This is a genomic window from Empedobacter sp. UBA6305, from assembly GCF_002440405.1.
Taxonomy (GTDB): Bacteria; Bacteroidota; Bacteroidia; order Flavobacteriales; family Weeksellaceae; genus Empedobacter; species Empedobacter falsenii_B.
Genome location: NZ_DJTP01000050.1, coordinates 178,892 through 197,699 on the forward strand (window position 1 = coordinate 178,892; position 18,808 = coordinate 197,699).

The 18,808-nt window shown below is 30.3% G+C and carries 22 protein-coding genes and 1 pseudogene; 5 read left to right on the top strand and 18 right to left on the bottom strand.

Annotation, left to right across the window (positions count from 1 at the left end; all coding sequences use genetic code 11):
- Positions 1-66: 66 nt before the first annotated feature.
- The 8 genes from recN to B3M86_RS13800 all read right to left on the bottom strand — a co-directional run bounded on the left by recN (position 67) and on the right by B3M86_RS13800 (position 7,247).
- On the bottom strand, positions 67-1,725 hold the full coding sequence (gene recN, locus B3M86_RS13765; RefSeq protein ID WP_291048297.1) for a DNA repair protein RecN: 1,659 nt from the start codon (positions 1,723-1,725) through the stop codon (positions 67-69).
- Entirely contained in the window at positions 1,726-2,634 is a 909-nt protein-coding gene (locus B3M86_RS13770) for a DUF4835 family protein (RefSeq protein WP_291048294.1), read from the bottom strand.
- A gap of 8 nt (positions 2,635-2,642) precedes the next feature.
- Positions 2,643-3,842: a bifunctional phosphopantothenoylcysteine decarboxylase/phosphopantothenate--cysteine ligase CoaBC gene (coaBC, locus tag B3M86_RS13775; protein WP_286494839.1), complete on the bottom strand. Its 1,200-nt coding sequence runs from the start codon at positions 3,840-3,842 to the stop codon at positions 2,643-2,645.
- Positions 3,842-4,165: a DNA-directed RNA polymerase subunit omega gene (locus B3M86_RS13780; protein ID WP_019973784.1), complete on the bottom strand. Its 324-nt coding sequence runs from the start codon at positions 4,163-4,165 to the stop codon at positions 3,842-3,844. The genes coaBC and B3M86_RS13780 overlap by 1 nt, the downstream gene beginning before the upstream one ends.
- A 27-nt stretch (positions 4,166-4,192) precedes the next feature.
- A complete protein-coding gene (locus B3M86_RS13785; protein WP_038334250.1) occupies positions 4,193-5,074 on the bottom strand; it encodes an outer membrane protein assembly factor BamD in 882 nt (293 codons plus the stop codon).
- A gap of 81 nt (positions 5,075-5,155) precedes the next feature.
- A complete protein-coding gene (locus tag B3M86_RS13790; RefSeq protein WP_219034611.1) occupies positions 5,156-5,662 on the bottom strand; it encodes a ferritin in 507 nt (168 codons plus the stop codon).
- A 12-nt stretch (positions 5,663-5,674) separates the two neighbouring features.
- Complete coding sequence (gene dapA / locus B3M86_RS13795) at positions 5,675-6,553, bottom strand: 4-hydroxy-tetrahydrodipicolinate synthase (RefSeq protein WP_291059917.1); 879 nt, start codon at positions 6,551-6,553, stop codon at positions 5,675-5,677.
- A 226-nt stretch (positions 6,554-6,779) separates the two neighbouring features.
- Complete coding sequence (locus B3M86_RS13800; RefSeq protein ID WP_225540007.1) at positions 6,780-7,247, bottom strand: hypothetical protein; 468 nt, start codon at positions 7,245-7,247, stop codon at positions 6,780-6,782.
- A gap of 218 nt (positions 7,248-7,465) precedes the next feature.
- Here B3M86_RS13800 and B3M86_RS13805 point away from each other — a divergent pair, with 218 nt between their 5' ends.
- The gene (locus tag B3M86_RS13805; protein WP_291076003.1) at positions 7,466-8,131 is read left to right on the top strand and encodes an HAD family hydrolase; all 666 of its coding nucleotides are present in this window, start codon (positions 7,466-7,468) and stop codon (positions 8,129-8,131) included.
- A gap of 2 nt (positions 8,132-8,133) precedes the next feature.
- On the opposite strand, the gene B3M86_RS13810 is transcribed toward B3M86_RS13805, so the two are convergent.
- The 5 genes from B3M86_RS13810 to B3M86_RS13830 all read right to left on the bottom strand — a co-directional run bounded on the left by B3M86_RS13810 (position 8,134) and on the right by B3M86_RS13830 (position 12,544).
- Complete coding sequence (locus B3M86_RS13810) at positions 8,134-9,903, bottom strand: MutS-related protein (RefSeq protein WP_291076001.1); 1,770 nt, start codon at positions 9,901-9,903, stop codon at positions 8,134-8,136.
- Positions 9,904-9,969: 66 nt separating this feature from the next.
- The gene (locus tag B3M86_RS13815) at positions 9,970-10,329 is read right to left on the bottom strand and encodes a hypothetical protein (protein ID WP_286494836.1); all 360 of its coding nucleotides are present in this window, start codon (positions 10,327-10,329) and stop codon (positions 9,970-9,972) included.
- 107 nt (positions 10,330-10,436) lie between these two features.
- On the bottom strand, positions 10,437-11,045 hold the full coding sequence (locus B3M86_RS13820; protein ID WP_115000569.1) for a fumarylacetoacetate hydrolase family protein: 609 nt from the start codon (positions 11,043-11,045) through the stop codon (positions 10,437-10,439).
- A 3-nt stretch (positions 11,046-11,048) separates the two neighbouring features.
- Positions 11,049-11,807 carry a 3'-5' exonuclease gene (locus tag B3M86_RS13825; RefSeq protein ID WP_038334216.1) on the bottom strand — a complete coding sequence of 253 codons (759 nt, stop codon included), beginning with the start codon at positions 11,805-11,807 and terminating at the stop codon, positions 11,049-11,051.
- The gene (locus tag B3M86_RS13830; RefSeq protein ID WP_286473582.1) at positions 11,804-12,544 is read right to left on the bottom strand and encodes a CDP-alcohol phosphatidyltransferase family protein; all 741 of its coding nucleotides are present in this window, start codon (positions 12,542-12,544) and stop codon (positions 11,804-11,806) included. The genes B3M86_RS13825 and B3M86_RS13830 overlap by 4 nt, the downstream gene beginning before the upstream one ends.
- Positions 12,545-12,649: 105 nt before the next feature.
- Here B3M86_RS13830 and B3M86_RS13835 point away from each other — a divergent pair, with 105 nt between their 5' ends.
- Positions 12,650-13,750, top strand: a complete 1,101-nt coding sequence (locus tag B3M86_RS13835; RefSeq protein ID WP_286494835.1) for a PorV/PorQ family protein — start codon at positions 12,650-12,652, stop codon at positions 13,748-13,750.
- A gap of 17 nt (positions 13,751-13,767) precedes the next feature.
- Here the strand turns inward: B3M86_RS13835 and B3M86_RS13925 are convergent.
- The 3 genes and pseudogenes from B3M86_RS13925 to B3M86_RS13845 all read right to left on the bottom strand — a co-directional run.
- Positions 13,768-13,929 (bottom strand): annotated as a pseudogene (locus B3M86_RS13925) (DUF4130 domain-containing protein); the annotation flags it as partial.
- A gap of 122 nt (positions 13,930-14,051) precedes the next feature.
- On the bottom strand, positions 14,052-14,480 hold the full coding sequence (locus B3M86_RS13840) for a hypothetical protein (protein WP_286494833.1): 429 nt from the start codon (positions 14,478-14,480) through the stop codon (positions 14,052-14,054).
- Between the two features lie 96 nt (positions 14,481-14,576).
- Positions 14,577-15,392, bottom strand: a complete 816-nt coding sequence (locus B3M86_RS13845) for a hypothetical protein (protein WP_291075999.1) — start codon at positions 15,390-15,392, stop codon at positions 14,577-14,579.
- Between the two features lie 125 nt (positions 15,393-15,517).
- Between B3M86_RS13845 and B3M86_RS13850 the strand changes: the two genes are divergently transcribed.
- From B3M86_RS13850 to B3M86_RS13860, 3 genes are all read left to right on the top strand, one after another.
- A complete protein-coding gene (locus B3M86_RS13850; RefSeq protein ID WP_180904370.1) occupies positions 15,518-15,931 on the top strand; it encodes a DoxX family protein in 414 nt (137 codons plus the stop codon).
- On the top strand, positions 15,928-16,629 hold the full coding sequence (def, locus tag B3M86_RS13855; protein ID WP_219034603.1) for a peptide deformylase: 702 nt from the start codon (positions 15,928-15,930) through the stop codon (positions 16,627-16,629). The genes B3M86_RS13850 and def overlap by 4 nt, the downstream gene beginning before the upstream one ends.
- Before the next feature lie 75 nt (positions 16,630-16,704).
- The gene (locus tag B3M86_RS13860) at positions 16,705-17,490 is read left to right on the top strand and encodes an alpha/beta fold hydrolase (RefSeq protein WP_291048260.1); all 786 of its coding nucleotides are present in this window, start codon (positions 16,705-16,707) and stop codon (positions 17,488-17,490) included.
- A gap of 35 nt (positions 17,491-17,525) precedes the next feature.
- Here B3M86_RS13860 and trmD read toward each other — a convergent pair whose 3' ends face one another.
- Both trmD and B3M86_RS13870 read right to left on the bottom strand, forming a co-directional pair.
- Positions 17,526-18,212 carry a tRNA (guanosine(37)-N1)-methyltransferase TrmD gene (gene trmD / locus B3M86_RS13865; RefSeq protein WP_125349373.1) on the bottom strand — a complete coding sequence of 229 codons (687 nt, stop codon included), beginning with the start codon at positions 18,210-18,212 and terminating at the stop codon, positions 17,526-17,528.
- Positions 18,213-18,255: 43 nt separating this feature from the next.
- Positions 18,256-18,714 carry a hypothetical protein gene (locus tag B3M86_RS13870; RefSeq protein ID WP_291048257.1) on the bottom strand — a complete coding sequence of 153 codons (459 nt, stop codon included), beginning with the start codon at positions 18,712-18,714 and terminating at the stop codon, positions 18,256-18,258.
- Positions 18,715-18,808 lie beyond the last annotated feature (94 nt).

Below are 18,808 nucleotides of genomic sequence, written 5' to 3' on the forward strand. Positions count from 1 at the left end.
TAATTATACAAAACAAAAGCTCGAGAAAATTCTCGAGCTTTTTTGATTTTATATAATTTAAGAATTTTAATTCAAATTCATTAATTCTTTTGCTTGATTGATTGCTGCATCTGTCAATTCTGAACCAGAAATCATTTGTGCAATTTCTTCTAAGCGTTGTTGTTGAGAAAGCACTGTCACGTTTGTTTGCGTTGTTTCGTTTACGACTTCTTTGTAAACTTTTAGCTGATAATTTCCTTTTGAAGCGACTTGTGGCAAATGCGTAATCACTAAAAGCTGCATATTTTCTGCCATTGTTTGCATTACTTTTCCTGTTTCATTCGCAACTTTTCCAGAAATTCCTGTATCTATTTCATCTAAAATTAATGTAGGCAAATGTTGATGAGTTGCCAATAATTTTTTAATCGCTAACATCAATCGAGAACGTTCTCCACCAGAAACAGATTTCTCAAAAATACGAGGTTCCATTCCTTTATTTGCTGAGAATAGAAACAAAACTTCATCTTTTCCAGTTGCTGTAAAATCTGCTGTTTCGTTTAATTGAATGGTTAATTGAGAATTTTCCATTCCCAATTGTGACAACGTATTCAAGATATTTTTTCGGATAATTTCGATAGAAGAAAATCTATTTTTTCTAATTTTAATTGATTGTTTTTCAAGTTTTTCTGAGATTGAATTCAATTCTTTATTTAAGTGAATAATTAAATCACTCAAATTATCAAAACCAGAAGTTTGACTTTCTAATTCGTCACGTTTAGCAATTAATTCTTCAACAGAAATCACATTATGTTTACGCAATAATTTATGAATCAAATCGTAACGATCAGTAATTTCTTGTAATCTTTCAGGATTAATTTCAGTCGAATCTATCAAACTACTCATTTCACCCGAAATATCTTGTAATTCTATTTTTGATGAAATCAATCGCTCGTAAATCAAATTGTATTGCGAATTATAATCCGAAATTTTATTCAATTTATTGCTTGCTTCATTCAATTGAGAAATTATTCCCATTTCAGGATGCTCCAAAAATTGATAAGTTTCATTCAAAATCGAAATAATTTCTTCTACATTTGATAAAGATTTTATCTCGATTTCCAATTGTTCTAATTCCTCATTTTTTAGCGAAGCATTGTTCAATTCTTCCCACAAATGCAATTTATATTCTAAATCTTGCGATTGATTTTCTAACGAATTTTGAGCATCTTTTATTTTTTTCTTTGTTGAAATATAGTGGTTAAAATCTTTCCTATATTCTTTCAATAAGTCTTTGTTTTCTCCGTAAATATCCAACATCGAAAGTTGAAAATCAGCTTCAAAGATTTTAGGGGTATTAAATTGAGAATGAATATCAATCAATAATTCTGATAATTCCTGTAAAATAGAGACTTTAACAGGTGTATCATTGATAAAAGCACGCGATTTTCCAGAAGGTAATAATTCTCTTCTCAAAATAGATTCGTCTTCATAATCTAAATCATTCTCTTCGAAAAAATCATTTAATTCAAGATTTTTAATCTCAAAAACAGCTTCAATAATACATTTTTCATCAATATTTTTCAAGGCTTTTAAATCGGCACGTTCGCCTAAAACTAATTTTAAAGCACCTAACAAAATCGATTTTCCAGCACCAGTTTCACCGGTAATTGTGGTCATACCTTGATGAAAATCAATCTCCAATTGATCGATAATGGCGAAATTATTAACGCGAAGAGTTTTTAACATTTACTTTTTCAATTTATTCCAATAATTGTCGTTGTATTTTGGCGCGATTGAATTTAAAATTCCTTTCAGTTTCTCGATATTCACCGTAGAAACCTGTCCGCCTGAAAATACTTGACTAATTTCGCTATTTTTTGCTGTTAAGAAAAGTTCTAGCGGATAAAATTGAGAATAATTTCCTCTTTGGTAAAATTCTAATTGCAGTAATGTATTTCCGATCGCGTTTTTACCACGAACTTCGTTCTCAGACATAACGTCTAAGCCATTTCTATGATATTGATAGATGATATTACGAAGTGTTGAATTATCCGATTTTAAAATATTGTTAATTAAGGCTGTACGCGATTTTATTCCATCTAATTCGCTCCAACCAGAGAAATTATTGTTCGCTTGACCGAAATCTGCAATTTTCTTCGCCATTTTGAAATACTCTGTTCCGCCTTCTTTCGCAAATGTATCTGCATCATATCCCAAAACTAAATAAATGTAATACGTCAATACATCTGTCAAATTTTTTCCACTGAATTTACGATCATTGAAAATTAATTCTTCAGATTCTTGGTATTGAAACGTAAAATTATCGTCAGATAAATTAAGAACAGGCGTATAGTACGTTGAGTTAAAAACAGGACGACGAGATTGTACCAAAATAGTACCTTTCATTCTGTTTCCCTCACGTTCCGTTACATTGATGACGAAACTAGCTTCAATTCTTTCGTATGTTTTTAAACGATCATTTGTCCATTTTGTTGAATTAATAAACGTTTTTAATGATCTTTCTAAAGTTTGATAAACCTGTGTATTAGATCCCTGAACCTGAGAATAATCGACTTTTACATCTGCAATAATATTTTGCGAGAAAGCCGAAATAGCTAAACACGACGAAAAGAAAATTGAGGCTAATTTCTTCATAATAAATTTTATAACTTATTTAAAATGACATTCAAAATATCTTTTGCAACATCTGTTTTTGATTTTGCATCAAATTGTTGCATCGATAAATCTTTATCAATAATTGTAATTTTGTTTGTATTCTTCTGAAAACCAGCTTCTTTATCTTGCATCGAATTAAGAACAATAAAATCAAGATTCTTTTTGGCTAATTTTTTCTTTGCATATTCTTCTTCGTTATTCGTCTCTAATGCAAAACCAACCAATAATTGATGTGTTTTGATTTCGCCTAACGATTTTAGAATATCAGGATTTTTCACCAATTCGATAATTAAATTATCATCGTTTTCTTTCTTAATTTTATGCTCAGCCATTTTTTTTGGACGATAATCTGCAACAGCCGCTGACATTACCACAGCATCAGCATCAGCAAAATTAGCGTACATCGCTTCGTACATATCACGAGCAGAAACAACATTTATTCGATCGATAGGAAAACCTGTAACAGATTCGTGACTTGGACCACTAACCAAGGTAACTTTTGCACCCAAATTAGCAGCAGCTTTTGCAATCTCGAATCCCATTTTTCCCGAAGAATAATTACCTATAAAACGAACAGGATCTAAGTTTTCGTATGTAGGACCAGCAGAAACTACTACTTTTTTTCCGTGAAGTGGGAGAGTAGCTTCGATTGTACTTTCCAAAAACGCAATAATGTTTTCAGGTTCAGCCATTCTACCTTCTCCAATTAATCCACTTGCTAATTCACCAGCTTCGGCAGGAATACAAATATTTCCGAAAGATTCTAATTTAGCAATATTTTCTAAAGTTGATGGATGTTTGTACATATCCAAATCCATTGCTGGAGCAAAATATACAGGACATTTAGCCGAAAGATAAGTAGCTAAAACCAAATTATCACACGTTCCATCTGCCATATGAGAAAGTGTATTTGCTGTACAAGGTGCAATAATCATATAATCTGCCCAAAGTGCATATTCTACATGATTATTCCAATCACCTTTATCGCCAAAAAACTCCCATTCAACTGGATGTTTGGAAAGCGTGGAAAGTGTAAGTGGGGTAACGAAGTTTTGAGCTTCTGGTGTCATAATAACTTTGACATCTGCTCCTTTTTTGATAAGCCCTCTAACAAGAAAAGCGGCTTTGTAGGCCGCTATTCCGGCAGAAACTGCCAAAAGAATTTTTTTACTATGTAAAACAGACATTATTTATCCTCATTTGGATTTCTGTAATATACGTCATTGTCTAACCATTCCTTAACCGCAATAGAAGTCGGTTTTGGTAATCTTTCGTAGAATTTTGAAACTTCGATTTGCTCTCTGTTTTCAAAAACTTCTTCTAAAGAATCTGTATGTGCAGCAAACTCATCCAATTTCTGAATTAATTCAGTTTTCATTTCTTGGTTAATTTGTTCTGCTCTTTTACCCATAATTACAATCGATTCGTATAAGTTTCCTGTTTTCTCATCGATTTTATTACGATCATAAGTTTGTGTTGTTGGTGCTGCACCGATATCCTTGAAATTCATAATGAAAGAATTTTATATATTTTACTATTATTTATTATTTTGCTCTTTGCTTAATTCAGCTTGATCAGCTTCAAATTTCTTTTTAGCTACTTCTATATCAGCTAATTGTTTTTTAGTCTCAACCATATCTTTGTCGATTTTCTCCATCAATTTATCAGCTTCTGCTTTAAATTTTGTTTGCGGATAATATCTTGTTAACAAAAGATATTGCGTTCTGGCATCTTGTAAACGTAAATCTTTGTTCTCGATACGAGAGAAATTTAACGCCAATTCTGTTTTAGAACGTAATGAATACATCATTGCTTCTTCACGAAATTTAGAATCTGGATATTCATCAACCATATTGTCAAAAGAAACTCCAGCAGCCTTATATTTCATTGTTTTGTAATAAACTTTAGAAATTTCGAAAGACTTTAATTCTAATTTTTGTCTAAGTTCTGTAATATAATTATTCGCTTCTGCAACGTGTGCTGATTCTGGATACGAATTGATAAATCCTTGTAACTCACTGATTGCTGTGTACGTACTTGTTTGATCCAAGTCATATTTTGGCGAATCTTTGTAATAAGAAAATGCCGATTTGAATAAAGCTTCTTCTGCACGGCTATCCATAGGATAAGCTCCTGCAAAGCTTTTGAATTGATGTCCTGCTAAACGGAAACTTTTTTCGTTAAAGTTACCTTGTGCCATATTATAGGCAATGTCCGCAGATTTTTCTGTTCCTACAAATGATGTAGAAATTTTTTCATACAATTCGTTTGCCAAATCATATTTACCATCTTGATACAATTGTGTAGCCAATGTAAAGATTTCGTCTTTATCCGTACTTTTCATCGCTTTGTTATAGGTCTTGTTACAAGACACTAAAGAAGCGCCAATTAAAACTACTAAGCTTAGTTTTTTAAACATTCTGCAAATTTAATAAAATTTGAGGACTAAAGTATAAAATATTTTTTTCTTATCCTCTTAATAAAATCTCAAAGTTTTGATTTATTCCGCTGTTGTGTCTGTATTTAATGTAACTATATCACGATCAAATAGATATAAACCTCCTTTGTCAGATCCAATCATTTCTAGCTTATCTAAGATATTTCTTGCTAATTTTTCTTCTTCAATTTGCTCAGAAACATACCATTGCAAGAAATTGTGAGTTGAATAATCTCTTTCTTCTAATGTTAAGCCTACAATTTCGTTAATTGATTCAGAAACAAAGCATTCGTGGTTTAAAATTGCAGTAAAAACTTCTTTTAATGTTGTGAAATCTTGTTTTGGTTCTTCAATTTGTGGAACAAACGCTTTTCCGCCTCTTTCGTTAATAAATTTAATTAATTTTAACATATGCATACGTTCTTCGTCTGCATGCGAGTACAAGAAATTTGCAGTTCCTTCCAAACCTTTCACTTCTGCCCAAGAAGCCATAGCTAAATATAATTGAGAAGAATCTCCTTCTAATTTTATTTGTTTGTTTAATGCGTCTAATATTGTATCTTTTATCATAGCTTTATTTTTTTAGATGTTTGATAATAATTGGTTAATTTTTGTTGTCAAGTTAGCTGATGCTGGAACTAAAGGTAATCTTGTAAATGGTTTACAAATGCCTTTGTTATCTAAAACAGCTTTTATTCCGCAAGGATTTCCTTCCTCGAAGATAGCACGTGTAATTTCTACAACTTTGTAATGACCTTCGTAAGCAGCAACAACTTCTTTGTTGATTGCTTTGCGAATCATATCTGTAAAAACAGTTGGAACACCTTGTCCAATAACAGAAATAACACCAGAACCTCCAGCTAAAGTCATTGGAACTGCGAATTCATCATCACCAGAAATAATATTGAAATCTTCGCGTGTGTTTTTACGAATAATATCTGTTGATTGTAAGAAATCTGGTGAAGCTTCTTTAATCGCAACAATATTTTTGAATTCATTTGCCAAACGAATTGTTGTATCTGCTGAGATATTAGAACCCGTTCTACCAGGAACATTATACAAAATGATGTTAGCATCTGTACTTTCTGCAATCGCTTTATAATGTTGGTAAATTCCTTCTTGATTTGGTTTATTATAATAAGGAGAAACTGTAAGAACTGCGATATAATCACTCAAATCTGTTTCTTGATATTCATTAATAACTTCTGCCGTATTGTTACCTCCAATACCCAAAACCATCGGAACACGATTAGCATTCGCCTTCTTTATTGTTTCAATTACCTGTTTCTTTTCATCCTTTGTAAGTGTTGCTGCTTCTGCAGTAGTTCCCAAAATAACTAAATACTCAACACCGCCATCGATACTATAGTTTACTAAATTTTCTAATGCAGCATAATCTACGGTACCATCTTGTTGAAAAGGCGTAACCAAAGCAACTCCTGTCCCAATTAATTGTTTCATCTTCTATAAATGTTATTAAATCTAATACTAAGTTAAAATTCGGAATTATATCTTGAATAATCAAATAATAGTGTTAATCTATAATTGGTCTTAGATAAAATCCAAAATCTTTCAAAAATAGCGATTAATTTATAGGAATAAAATTAATTTAAGCCAATGTTTTATGATTTTACTTATAAAAAAAAGCCACTCAAAACGAGTGGCTCATATTATTTCTAACTTTAGATTAGTTAAATGTATATTTAAATCCTAAAGAAAAACGACCAGCTTCAAAATCTGAATCATTTGATAATCTCCAATCAGGCTTCCAATCAAAATGTAAAGCCAAAGGAGCAGATGGAATTTTATATTCTAAACCTGCTTGTGGACGAATACCAAATATTGTTTTATCTTCATAATATCCTTTATCTACAAATTTTAATTGAGGTCCAACCCCTACATACCATCCTAATCCGTTTGTACCAGAAAACGGTTGATTATATGTATAATCTGCACCTAAAACAGTAACATGATCTCCAAACATCACCTGTACATTACCAGCGTTTTTACCATCAAAAGAGTGTTTGAATTGTGGACCTACTAATGTTTCTCCATCTCCTAAATCTACAACAACACCTAAAGCATTTTTATAGTTTTGAGCATTTACTTGAGAAATTCCTAATGCCATTACAGCAACTAATAATACTTTTTTCATTTTTATTAAATTTTCAGTTTTTAACTTTGTTATACCATCTATTTTACAAAAAGCGTGCAAATGTTATCTTAATGTTAAGTTTTAACATTTTTAATCGAATAATAATTATATATATTGCTTTGTATGAGTAAGATATTTGGTTAATTTAAAATCATTCTAAAGTTTAAACTTTTACATTATTCTCTTAAAAAAGTTAATTTTGTAGAAACAAAACAATAATGATTAAAACTGTAATTTTCGATATGGACGGCGTAATCGTCGATACAGAACCAGTACATAAATATGCTTATTTCGAACATTATAAAGAACTGAATATTCCAGTTACGGAAGAATTATTTGCTACATTTACAGGACAATCGACAAAGAATGTTTATCAAATTCTGAAAGATAAATTTGATCTGAAAGAAGAAGTGAACGATTTGGTTTTGAGAAAACGTAACATCTTTAATGAAGCTTTTGACACAAAACCTGATTTGTATTTGATTTACGGGGTTGAGAGTTTGATTAAAGATTTATACAGTAATGGAATCGAACTGATTTTGGCGTCCTCGGCTTCAAAATCGACAATTGATCGAGTTTTTAATCGTTTTGAGTTGAATCAATATTTTACACATAAAATTTCTGGCGAAAACTTTCCGAAGTCAAAACCAGATCCTGCTATTTTTCTACATGCAGCTGATTTGGCTAAATCTAAACATGCTGAATGTATAGTTATCGAAGATAGTAAAAACGGAGTGGAAGCGGCTTCCCGTGCGAATTTGTATTGTTTAGGTTACAAAAGTGAAAATTCGAAACAACAAGATATTTCAAAAGCAAATTGTATTGTAGATGATTTTAATGCGATTGATGCAAATTTTATTAAAGAATTTGAATTAACAATTTAAGATTAATCAATAATCTTAAATTGTTTCATTAAGAAAATGGCATTCATCATTTTGGTTGTGCCTTTTCTTAATTTATAATCTGAATAATAATTGTTGTCCACGTTTTTTAATTCGAAACAATAATTAATAATATGATCCGGGTTTTCACCTTCCATTTTCGTTAATTCTAAATCGTGAGTAGCGATAAAACCAATCAATTTTGTGGGAGATTTAATCAATTTTTCTAAAAATTTTTGTGAACCAATTAGTTTATCTTCTGAATTTGTTCCTTTTAAAATCTCATCTAAAATGATGATTTGTGGTTGATCATTTTCTAAACGTTCAATCAAAATTTTCAATTTATTAATTTCATTTTTGAAATAAGAATCGCCAGAAGACAAATTATCAACCGTTCTGATACTTGTAAATAAATCCATTGGGTAAAACGACATTTTTTCTGCACTCACTTTTGCGCCGTTCATCGCTAAAACCAAATTTGTTCCAACTGTTCTCAAAAAAGTACTTTTTCCAGCCATATTTGCCCCTGTAATAATCGCAATATTGTTTGGACGATTTGTTTCAAAATCATTTTTCACAACTGTTTTTTCATCTAATAAAAGGTGAAAACCATTCGTAATTTTTAATTCATAAGGTTCATCTACAATTTCGGGATATGTAAATGATGTATGTTTATCATTGAAAATAGCAAAAGAAACGAAGGCCTCTAATTTCGCCAATTCATCTAACCAAGGTTTGATTTGATGAACCGTTTTTTGAACTTCATTTTCAAATTTGATCGAATAATGTAATCGCCATAAGAAAAAAGTATTTAATACAAAGCCTAAAATCGGGAAATTTGCTGCATCTAAAGTTTCTTTTGTTGAAGAAATTGTCTTGATTAAATCCGATGATTTGAAAGGATTTACAAATGTATTTTGAATTTCAACATTTAGTTTTGATTCAAATTTTTCTTCTTCAATATGTCGAAAAACTTCATATAAATTATCCAATTCATCTGCTTTCATTGTCGTATAAGCCACAATTCGTCTTAGTTGTTGCTTATAAAACATGTAAATTGCATTCGAAACAATGACTGCACCTAAAATCCAATAAAAAACAATTTCTTTCGGAAAACCAATAATTGCTAAAGCGATAAAACACAAAATATTCAGAACAGAAAAGATGAGTGGAAATAATTTTATTGAATCAGTATTGAATACACGATTTTCGAACACAAAAATTGAAGATTGATTCATGTTTAATCGCTTTGTAAATGTCAAAAATGTCACTATCCAATTTCTTTTTTCAGCCAATTCTGTAAATGCATTTTGTCTATCAATAATTTCTGATTTGTCTAAAATCAAATTCGATAAAAAATGTTTCAACTGTAAATTTCCAATTCGAGTTTGCGTTTTATTGATCCGATTGAAGATTGAATTTCCTTCCAAAATATCTAAATCTTTGTTGTAAACATTATTGAACTGAGAATTATCTTCAACAAATGGATCGATAGAATCATCAGATTTTATTTGATTAATAATTTCTAAAGCTTGAATTGAATAATTGAGTTCCGAAGAAATTTTAGAAGTTTTAACCACTAAAACGATGAAAACTATAAATAAAATAGAAGAAATAATCAAATATAAATTGTTGCTCGACGTGACGTAAAGCAAGAAAAATACAACCGAAATAATAAATGCAACAAGCCTGATATTGCTGATTTTATTCTTTTTAGATTTCAATAAATTAAAATCATTTTGTAGTTTTTCTTCTATTTTTAGATAGTCTTCCATTCTTAATTTTATTTCTGATTAAAAGTAGTGGTATAAATAATAAAAGAGCGAAATTTCGCTCTTTTATTATTTTTTAACTTCTTGAAATTGTTTTTCTGTAATTATTCCTTTTTCAACCATTTTAGAAAGCCAATCAATAATTTCATGCTTTTCTTTAGATTTTAATTTTGAAAGGTTAATTGTTGAATAATTTCCAATATCATTTTCTATTCCATATTTTTCAGTTATAGCATCCAAATAATCTATATAAGCTTTTTCAAAGTGATATTTTTCTGCCATTATTTTTGAATAAACCATTAAAGAATCTGTTCTACCTTCAAAATTTGAATCTTTTAAATGATAAAATAATTCTGAATAAGCTTCTTCATCACCAAGTTTCTTCACTTTAGTAGTAATCGAATCGTAATTATCAGAAATTGAATTCATTGTTATTACATTCTCATGAATTACAGGTGTAACAATATTGTTTTCTTTTTTACAAGAAAACAATAAAATATAATAACAAATGAAAATATATTTCTCTTTTTTAATGATTACAATACTTTTATTTCGAATACTTTTTCATCATTCAAATAACCTTCTAAGGTATCTTTTGAATTGATTTTAGAAACTCCCGCTGGTGTACCAGTAAAAATTAAATCACCTTTTTTCAAGGTAAAATATTTAGAACATTCAGCAATTAAGGTATTGATATGAAAAATCATATCTTTTGAATTTCCTGTTTGTACATTTTCTCCATTTCGATCTAATTTGAATGTAAGATTTTCTAAATCAAAATTTTCTTTTGGATGAAAATCAGAAGCAAATGCAGAACCATCAAAAGCTTTCGCAATTTCCCAAGGAAAACGCTTTTCTTTCAATTCTTGTTGTACATCGCGCGCTGTAAAATCAATTCCTAAACCGATTTCTGAAAAATAACGATCTGCAAATTGAGGTTGAATCATTTTTCCAACTCGATCAATTTTAATTACAATTTCCGTTTCAAAATGAACTTCTTTCGTAAAACTTGGAATAACAAAAGGAAAACCCTTTCTTAAAATGGCCGAATCTGGTTTCATAAAAAACATAGGCGATTCTGGAATTGGATTATCTAATTCTTTTGCATGTTCGACGTAATTTCGTCCGACACAAATAATTTTCATCGCTTAAAAACCGTTTTGTAATTTGATTCGAGTAAAAACTTTCTTTGTATATAAAGGAAAATCGGCATTCTGAATCCACGCATAATAACCTGGATCTTTCGCAAAGATATCCGTCACAACTTGTCCTTTATACTTGCCAAACGAAATAATTTCTTGGTCTTTATCATTGTACTGAATAAATCCAGCTAAATCAGCCGTTTTGCGTTGAGAAGAAAATTCGCTCAAAAATTTATTGTCATTTTCAAGCTCGTCATATTTCTCGATTTGCGCCATCAAAACTTCGTAAGTCGCAATTGTATCAGCTTCCGCAGAATGTGCATCAATCAAATCTTTATCGCAATAATACTTATAAGCAGCGCTTAAATTGCGAGGTTCCATTTTATGATAAATCACTTGCACATCAATTGGACGATGTTTTGATAAATCAAAATCAAAACCATTACGTAATAATTCTTCTGCTAAAAGTGGAATATCAAAACGATTTGAATTATATCCTGCCAAATCAGAATCTTTAATCATTTCCATAATCGCAGGGGCAAGTTCTTTGAAAGAAGGCGCATCGGCAACATCTTCGTCAGAAATTCCGTGGATTAAAGTTGTTTCTGGTGGAATTGGAATTCCAGGATTAACTTTCCAAGTTTTTACTTCTTTTGAACCGTCTGTCAAAGCTTTCACGATAGAGATTTCAACAATACGGTCTTTTGAAACATTAGTTCCAGTTGTTTCTAAATCAAAGAAACAGATATTTTTAGTTAATTTCATTTTGTAATTTCTTTTCTAAAAATGATTGAGATAAGGATGTACAATAAGATGATTAGCGGAATTGCAGCAACTTGCAACCAAGCCACTAAACCTAATGTAATGATTAAGAAAATATATTTATAATAATTTTCTGCCCAACTCAATCCTTTAAATTTTAAGGCAAATAATGGTAAATCGACAATTAATAAAACACTAAATACAATAGAAACGGCAATTAATAAATACGGATCAAGAGATGGATTTATAATTTGTCCATTATTGTAATAGATAGAAAATAATGAGAAAATAAATAAGGTATTTGATGGTGTTGCCAAACCTTTGAAATACGTTGCTTGATCTTCATCTAAATTAAATTTTGCTAATCGTAACGCCGAAAAAGCAGGAACTAAAAAAGCAAATAATGAAATTGCAGCAATTTTTAAATTCTCATTTTCATAAATAAAATCAGTTGAAAAATGATTAAACATCGAAAATAACATCAATCCTGGTACAACACCAAACGAAATACAATCTGCCAAAGAATCCAATTCTTTTCCAATCGGGCTACCAATATTCATTAGTCGTGCAACCATTCCGTCCAAAAAATCAGCAACTAATGAAATCAACATCAAAACCATCACAATTGTAACTGTGGTAGTTGTGATTTGAGCATTGCTCGAAATCATGAAAATGGCTGATAATACACCACATGAAAGATTAAGTAGTGTTAGAAAATTTGGAATTGTAAATAATTTCATAAATGAATTTTTCATCGCAAAAATACAAACAAAAATTAATCTGAATCCTTTTTAAACACAATAAAACCACTATTTTTGAGTTTTTATATTCGTAATTCATCAATTTTGAAAAAGACATTCCTTATATTATCTGTTCTGGCAAGTCAATTTGCTTTTTCTCAAACCACACGCAAATATTCGAACGAGTTTTTGAATATTGGTGCAGATGCGCGCTCGTTTGCAATGGGTAATGCGGTTGTGGCGAATATTGGAAATGCAAATGCGGCTTATTGGAATCCTGCTGGATTAACGGAAATTACCTATGATTGGGAAGCTGCAGCAATGCATGCTGAATATTTTCAGTCGATTGCAAAATTTGATTATGCGGCGGTTGCAATTCCGTTGAGAGAAAGTAATTCTACGATTGCATTTTCGTTTACACGTTTTGGTGTTGATAATATTTTGAATACAACAGAATTGATTGATAATCAAGGAAATATTAATTACGATAAAATCTCTAAATTTTCTACAGCAGACTATGCTTTAACAATGTCTTATGCGGGAAATGTCTTTAATAATAAAGATATTCAGTTTGGTGCAAATGCTAAAATCGTTTATCGACATATTGGGAAATTTGCGCAAGGATTTGGTTTCGGTTTAGATCTTGGTTTGCAATATCGTACCGATAATAAAATGTATTTTGGTTTGATGGCACGAGATATTACAACAACTTTCAATGCGTGGAGTATCAATAAACAAAAGGTAAAAGAAATCACGATTGACGAACCAAATAATGAAGGTGAGCCAACAATTTTGAATGATTTACCTGGAGAGAATATCGAATTAACAATGCCTAAATTGCAATTTGGAGTTGGAAAACGTTTTGATTTTAATGAACGAGTTTCGTTATTGGGAGAGGTTGATATGAATATCGAATTTCAACAAACGAATGCCGCAATTTCTGGAAAAGGATTTTCGATTTCGCCACAAGTTGGTCTTGAATTAGGTTATGATGACATGGTTTTTGTACGTGGAGGATTGAACAATTTACAGAAGATTTCGCAATTTGATGGAAAAGATAAAACTCAAATTCAGCCAAATGTTGGGGTAGGTTTCAAATACAAAGGAATCTCGATTGATTATGCTTTGACAAACTTTGGAGACAGCGGTTTAGGATTATATTCTAACATTTTCTCAGTCCGTTTCGAGATGGATAAATGGAGATAAATAAGTTTTACTCATAATTATATTGATAGGTATATTTTTCTGAATATTGATATTTTATACTCTGTCAAGTGTTTCCAAAAGCGTTTTGGCATCATTTGGATTAGTAACATCGAATTTTTCCTTGTTTCAATTGTTGTCCAATTAAAATAAGACTTCCACAATTCTTGGTATAAATTCTCTTTTACATCAAAATAATAATTAAAGGTAAAACATTATATTTTGGATCAGTTTTCGCAAAAAATAAATCTTAATTAATCTTTTCAAAACGAATAAATATCGCTGAAAAAGTTTAACAAAAAATTTAATCGTACTCCAAATTGATTAAAAGTTCAGTTTTTAATCGGCTGATAAAATTACAATCTAATTCAGCAAGAAGAATATCAATTAATTGAGACAAAAAATCGCGGTGAATATAGTTAAATACAAAGGTTTTTTCATTTGTCATAAAATAAAAATCAAAATGACTAAAATAACCTGAAATTGATTTAATCTCTAGTGTTGGAAGTTCTTCGGGTTGAAAAAAATCACTTAATTTTGCACGATAATCATGCATTTTTTTGATAGAATTTGAATTAATATCAACATATTCCAAATTTAAATCTTCAATTTCATCTGAATAAAATTGAAACAAAAATTCATTTTTAGGATAATCATTTATGTACAAATTGAAACGATTATCTTTTTGGTATAACTGAAAAAGTCGATTAAATTCTTGCACATTATTGATCATAATAGATGAAGTTAAATAATTGATTTGAATAAATTTAAAAACATTTAGTTAAATAATCAAATAAAAAAGAGCCAAATTAACTTGGCTCTTGTATTTCTAGTAACGTATTGTTCTTGTTGTATTTGAAATTGGTTGATCAATATCTTTGACGAATTGTGTTCGTTTGACCCAATTTTTATGATTATCATATTGATATTTAATCGTGGAAATATTCTTTACTTTTCCTGCTTCATCAATCACAGTTTCTTCAATAATATTATTGTTTTCATCAAATTTGCGAATATATTTATTGACTTGTTTATTGTCTTTGTCCACATAATTTTCCTCTATAGGATTGCCTTTCGCGTCGTTTTTATAATTCAACGTATAATTTCCTTGGTTATATTTCACCAATGTTTTGACTAAAAATCCATTTTGATATTGAAACGTTTTTTCGATAAAAACATCAGAATCTTCCAATAAATTAGTTTCTCTTTCGTAAGTTACATTCTGATTTTGGTCTAATTTGTATTCAGTTTTAGAAACATTGACATCATTTTCGCTTTTCGTGACAATGTAACCGTCTGTTGTATATTCATAATCAAAATTGAAAACTAAACTTTCGTCATAGTTTTTCATTTCTCTCGAAATCAATTTATTCGATTCATTATAATTAAATATTTCAGCAAAAGTTTTATTTCCAGCTTCATCAAAATAATCACGTTTTGTCGGATTACCATCTTTATTATACGTTGATTTTGTGTAATATTCCGTTTCATAACCTTCAATAAACTTCATGCGAATACGTGCTTTTTGCATCGATTCTTCGATAAAAGTTGGATTTCCTAAAACATCATTTTGTTGTAATTCAGATTTTTGAGCAAATGCAAAACCTGAAAATAATATGGTAATTAAAGCAATGTTTTTTAACATATGTTGTATTTTTTTTTTTCTTGAATAGAAAGATTAACCAAAATTAATTCAAAAATGTAAATTTCTTGATCTATTTAAAGGTGAACGTAAAAACTAGAACTTATATTTGAAAAAAAAATAAAAAAATGAGCACAAAATTTAAACTTTTAGGAAATCAACCAGCATTTATCGATTTATCATTGTTATTAGTACGTTTAGCTGCTGGTGGATTTATGTTTACACACGGATTCGGAAAATTGCAAAAATTAATCAATGGAAATTTCGAATTTGGAGATCCAATTGGACTTGGACCAGAAATTTCTTTAGGTTTAACTGTTTTTGCGGAAATACTTTGTGCTTTTTTAGTTTTGGTCGGATTATTTACTCGTTTGGCGGTAATTCCACTAATCATTACAATGTTAGTTGCTGTATTTATCGTGCATGCAGATCATGATTTTGGTAAAAAAGAATTGGGATTATTCTACTTAATCAATTATTTAGTTATATTTTTATCAGGCGCAGGAAAATATTCTTTAGACAAATTGATACTTAAAAAATGATAAAAACATTAACCTATAGTTTATTGATTTGTTCTTCTGCATTATTTGCTCAATCAAAAAATATGAAAAACATTGTTTATACGCCATTAGCAAAGGCAGAATTAACATTAATAAAAGAAAAGAAATCCTATGATCCTTTTCGTGTTTTATTAACAACTTCGGATGCAGATACAAAAATCTTAAAATCAACTTCTATTGATATTGATCCAAAAGATCCATTAATCAAATTATTGGCCGATCGTATGTATGCAACGGTTCAAGACGAGGCAAGTAAAGGTGTTGGTATTGCAGCTCCACAAATTGGAATTAATCGCAACGCGGTTTGGGTGCAACGTTTTGACAAAGAAGGCGAACCTTTTGAGTTTATTATCAATCCAAAAATCACGTGGTATTCGGACATTGTTCGTCACGGTCGCGAAGGTTGTTTGTCTATTCCTGATATTTTCGGAAAAGTGTATAGAAGCTTGGTTCTTCGATTGGCATATTATGATTTGGATGGAAATTTTCATGATGAAACAGTTGAAGGTTTTACAGCGGTTATTTTTCAGCACGAATACGATCATTTAACAGGAACGTTATTTACAGATCGAATGAAAGAGCAAGAAAATCTAAATTACGTGAAAGCTGAAGTGATGAACGATGTTTTTTACTTGAAAAAGACTAGTTCTTTTACAGATGACGACGACGATGAAGATTAAAAATTTCTTAAAACCTAGAAATTATTATGCTTGGCATAGTTTTTAGTTTAATTTTGCAAAAACTTATTTAGAAAATTGTTAGCATACACTACATATAATCATCCAACGAGCACAGAATGGGTGACTTTTGTTCATGGAGCAGGAGGAAGTTCTACGATTTGGTTCAAGCAATTGCGTGAATTTCGCAAACATTTCAATGTTTTGTTAATGGACTTGAGAGGACATGGACGTTCTAAGAAAAACTTGAAAGCGCTTTTCGAAAAACGTTATACTTTCAAATCAGTTTCAAAAGATGTGATTGATGTTTTAGATCATTTAAATATCGATAAAACACATTTTGTTGGGATGTCTTTGGGAACGATTGTGATTCGACAATTGGCAGAAGATTATTCGGAGCGATTCAAATCAATGGTGATGGGAGGCGCAATTATGAAAATTAATTTTCAATGTCAATTTTTGATTAACGTTGGAAATACATTCAAACATATGTTGCCTTATTTAATCTTGTATCGAATTTTTGCTTTCGCTATCATGCCAAAGAATACGCACAAAGAGTCAAGGCTATTATTTATCAATGAGGCGAAGAAATTGTATCAAAAAGAATTTTTGAAATGGTTCAAACTCACTGCGGATGTCAATCCATTGCTAAAATGGTTTCGAAAAATTGAATTAAATATTCCGACTTTATATGTGATGGGAGCAGAAGATCATATGTTTTTGCCTTCGATTCAGGAATTAATAAAAGCACATACCAAACATTCAGAATTGATTGTTATCGAAGATTGTGGACATGTTGTGAATGTCGATCAACCACAAATTTTTAACGATAAAGTAATTGAATATATTCATCGAATTAAATAAAATAAACTAAAAAAAGCTTNNAAGCTTTTTTTAGTTTATTTTGATCTTTTTTCTAACAAATCTGGGCGACGTTCTTTTGTACGTTCAACTGCTTTTTCATGCAACCATTCTTCAATTTTAGGAAAGTTACCCGAAAGTAAAACATCAGGAACTTTTAGACCTTTATATTCGGCAGGACGCGTATAAATTGGTGGCGCTAACAAATCATCTTGAAACGAATCTGAAAGGGCAGAAGTCTCATCACCAATTACGCCAGGTAATAAACGAATAATAGAATCAGCCAAAATAATTGCGCCAAATTCTCCACCAGAAAGCACATAATCGCCAATCGAAATTTCTCTCGTCACATACATATCTCGAATACGTTGATCGATTCCCTTGTAATGTCCACAAATCATCATAAGATTTCCTTTCAACGACAAATCATTCGCAATTGTTTGATTCAACGTTTCACCATCTGGCGTCAAATAAATAATTTCATCATAAGTTCGTTCATCTTTCAATTTCGAAATCATTTTGTCCAAAGGCTCGCACATAATCACCATTCCAGAAGTTCCTCCGTACGGATAATCATCTACATGACGATAACGTCCTTTTCCAAAATCTCTCAAATCGTGAACATGAATTTCAGCTAAACCTTTGTCTTGCGCACGTTTCATAATCGAGGCAGAAAATGGACTAACTAATAATTCGGGTAAAACAGTGATAATATCTATTCGCATGCTGCAAAGATATTTGTTTAGCTACGTTTGAGCAAGTTTAAATCTATTTTTTGAATTTGATTGTTTTAATAGAATTTATAAATTCTTCTTGTGACTTTTCATCTAAATTGTAACCAATAAAATTAAATTTTGAAGTTGAGTTTTTAATAGTATCCATATAAACTGCAATTAATTTATGATGATTTGATTGTATAAGTTTTGCTTTTTGATGATCAATAACAATATAAGAAATCTGGTATTTTGAATGTACGATAGAATCAATATTTGTTTTATGAAGTTTATTGATATATAATTCAGAGATTTTTTCCAATTCTAAATCAGGATTATTATTTAAAATAGTTGTAAAAATACTATCTGCAATTTTAGCATTAATATCAAAATCTCCGCCTGCAAGTAAACCATAATCATAAATTAATGTATCATTATTTGGAGTAATAATTCCTCCAACTTCACTATCAATTCCGCCTAATTTCACTTTTTTCCAATCTTTCGGAATTTCCATAGAAAAACTTCTAAATTGAATCGTTTTATAATTGCTTTTATTACAAGATATTAATCCAAATAATATAATGAATTGTAATCTTCCCTAAAAAACG

Excerpts from the sequence above, each read along its gene's own strand:
- recN (WP_291048297.1), bottom strand. The coding sequence starts at position 1,725 with ATGTTAAAAACTCTTCGCGTTAATAATTTCGCCATTATCGATCAATTG.
- B3M86_RS13770 (WP_291048294.1), bottom strand. The coding sequence starts at position 2,634 with ATGAAGAAATTAGCCTCAATTTTCTTTTCGTCGTGTTTAGCTATTTCG.
- coaBC (WP_286494839.1), bottom strand. The coding sequence starts at position 3,842 with ATGTCTGTTTTACATAGTAAAAAAATTCTTTTGGCAGTTTCTGCCGGA.
- B3M86_RS13780 (WP_019973784.1), bottom strand. The coding sequence starts at position 4,165 with ATGAATTTCAAGGATATCGGTGCAGCACCAACAACACAAACTTATGAT.
- B3M86_RS13785 (WP_038334250.1), bottom strand. The coding sequence starts at position 5,074 with ATGTTTAAAAAACTAAGCTTAGTAGTTTTAATTGGCGCTTCTTTAGTG.
- B3M86_RS13790 (WP_219034611.1), bottom strand. The coding sequence starts at position 5,662 with ATGATAAAAGATACAATATTAGACGCATTAAACAAACAAATAAAATTA.
- dapA (WP_291059917.1), bottom strand. The coding sequence starts at position 6,553 with ATGAAACAATTAATTGGGACAGGAGTTGCTTTGGTTACGCCTTTTCAA.
- B3M86_RS13800 (WP_225540007.1), bottom strand. The coding sequence starts at position 7,247 with ATGAAAAAAGTATTATTAGTTGCTGTAATGGCATTAGGAATTTCTCAA.
- B3M86_RS13805 (WP_291076003.1), top strand. The coding sequence starts at position 7,466 with ATGATTAAAACTGTAATTTTCGATATGGACGGCGTAATCGTCGATACA.
- B3M86_RS13810 (WP_291076001.1), bottom strand. The coding sequence starts at position 9,903 with ATGGAAGACTATCTAAAAATAGAAGAAAAACTACAAAATGATTTTAAT.
- B3M86_RS13815 (WP_286494836.1), bottom strand. The coding sequence starts at position 10,329 with ATGAATTCAATTTCTGATAATTACGATTCGATTACTACTAAAGTGAAG.
- B3M86_RS13820 (WP_115000569.1), bottom strand. The coding sequence starts at position 11,045 with ATGAAAATTATTTGTGTCGGACGAAATTACGTCGAACATGCAAAAGAA.
- B3M86_RS13825 (WP_038334216.1), bottom strand. The coding sequence starts at position 11,807 with ATGAAATTAACTAAAAATATCTGTTTCTTTGATTTAGAAACAACTGGA.
- B3M86_RS13830 (WP_286473582.1), bottom strand. The coding sequence starts at position 12,544 with ATGAAATTATTTACAATTCCAAATTTTCTAACACTACTTAATCTTTCA.
- B3M86_RS13840 (WP_286494833.1), bottom strand. The coding sequence starts at position 14,480 with ATGATCAATAATGTGCAAGAATTTAATCGACTTTTTCAGTTATACCAA.
- B3M86_RS13845 (WP_291075999.1), bottom strand. The coding sequence starts at position 15,392 with ATGTTAAAAAACATTGCTTTAATTACCATATTATTTTCAGGTTTTGCA.
- B3M86_RS13850 (WP_180904370.1), top strand. The coding sequence starts at position 15,518 with ATGAGCACAAAATTTAAACTTTTAGGAAATCAACCAGCATTTATCGAT.
- def (WP_219034603.1), top strand. The coding sequence starts at position 15,928 with ATGATAAAAACATTAACCTATAGTTTATTGATTTGTTCTTCTGCATTA.
- trmD (WP_125349373.1), bottom strand. The coding sequence starts at position 18,212 with ATGCGAATAGATATTATCACTGTTTTACCCGAATTATTAGTTAGTCCA.
- B3M86_RS13870 (WP_291048257.1), bottom strand. The coding sequence starts at position 18,714 with ATGGAAATTCCGAAAGATTGGAAAAAAGTGAAATTAGGCGGAATTGAT.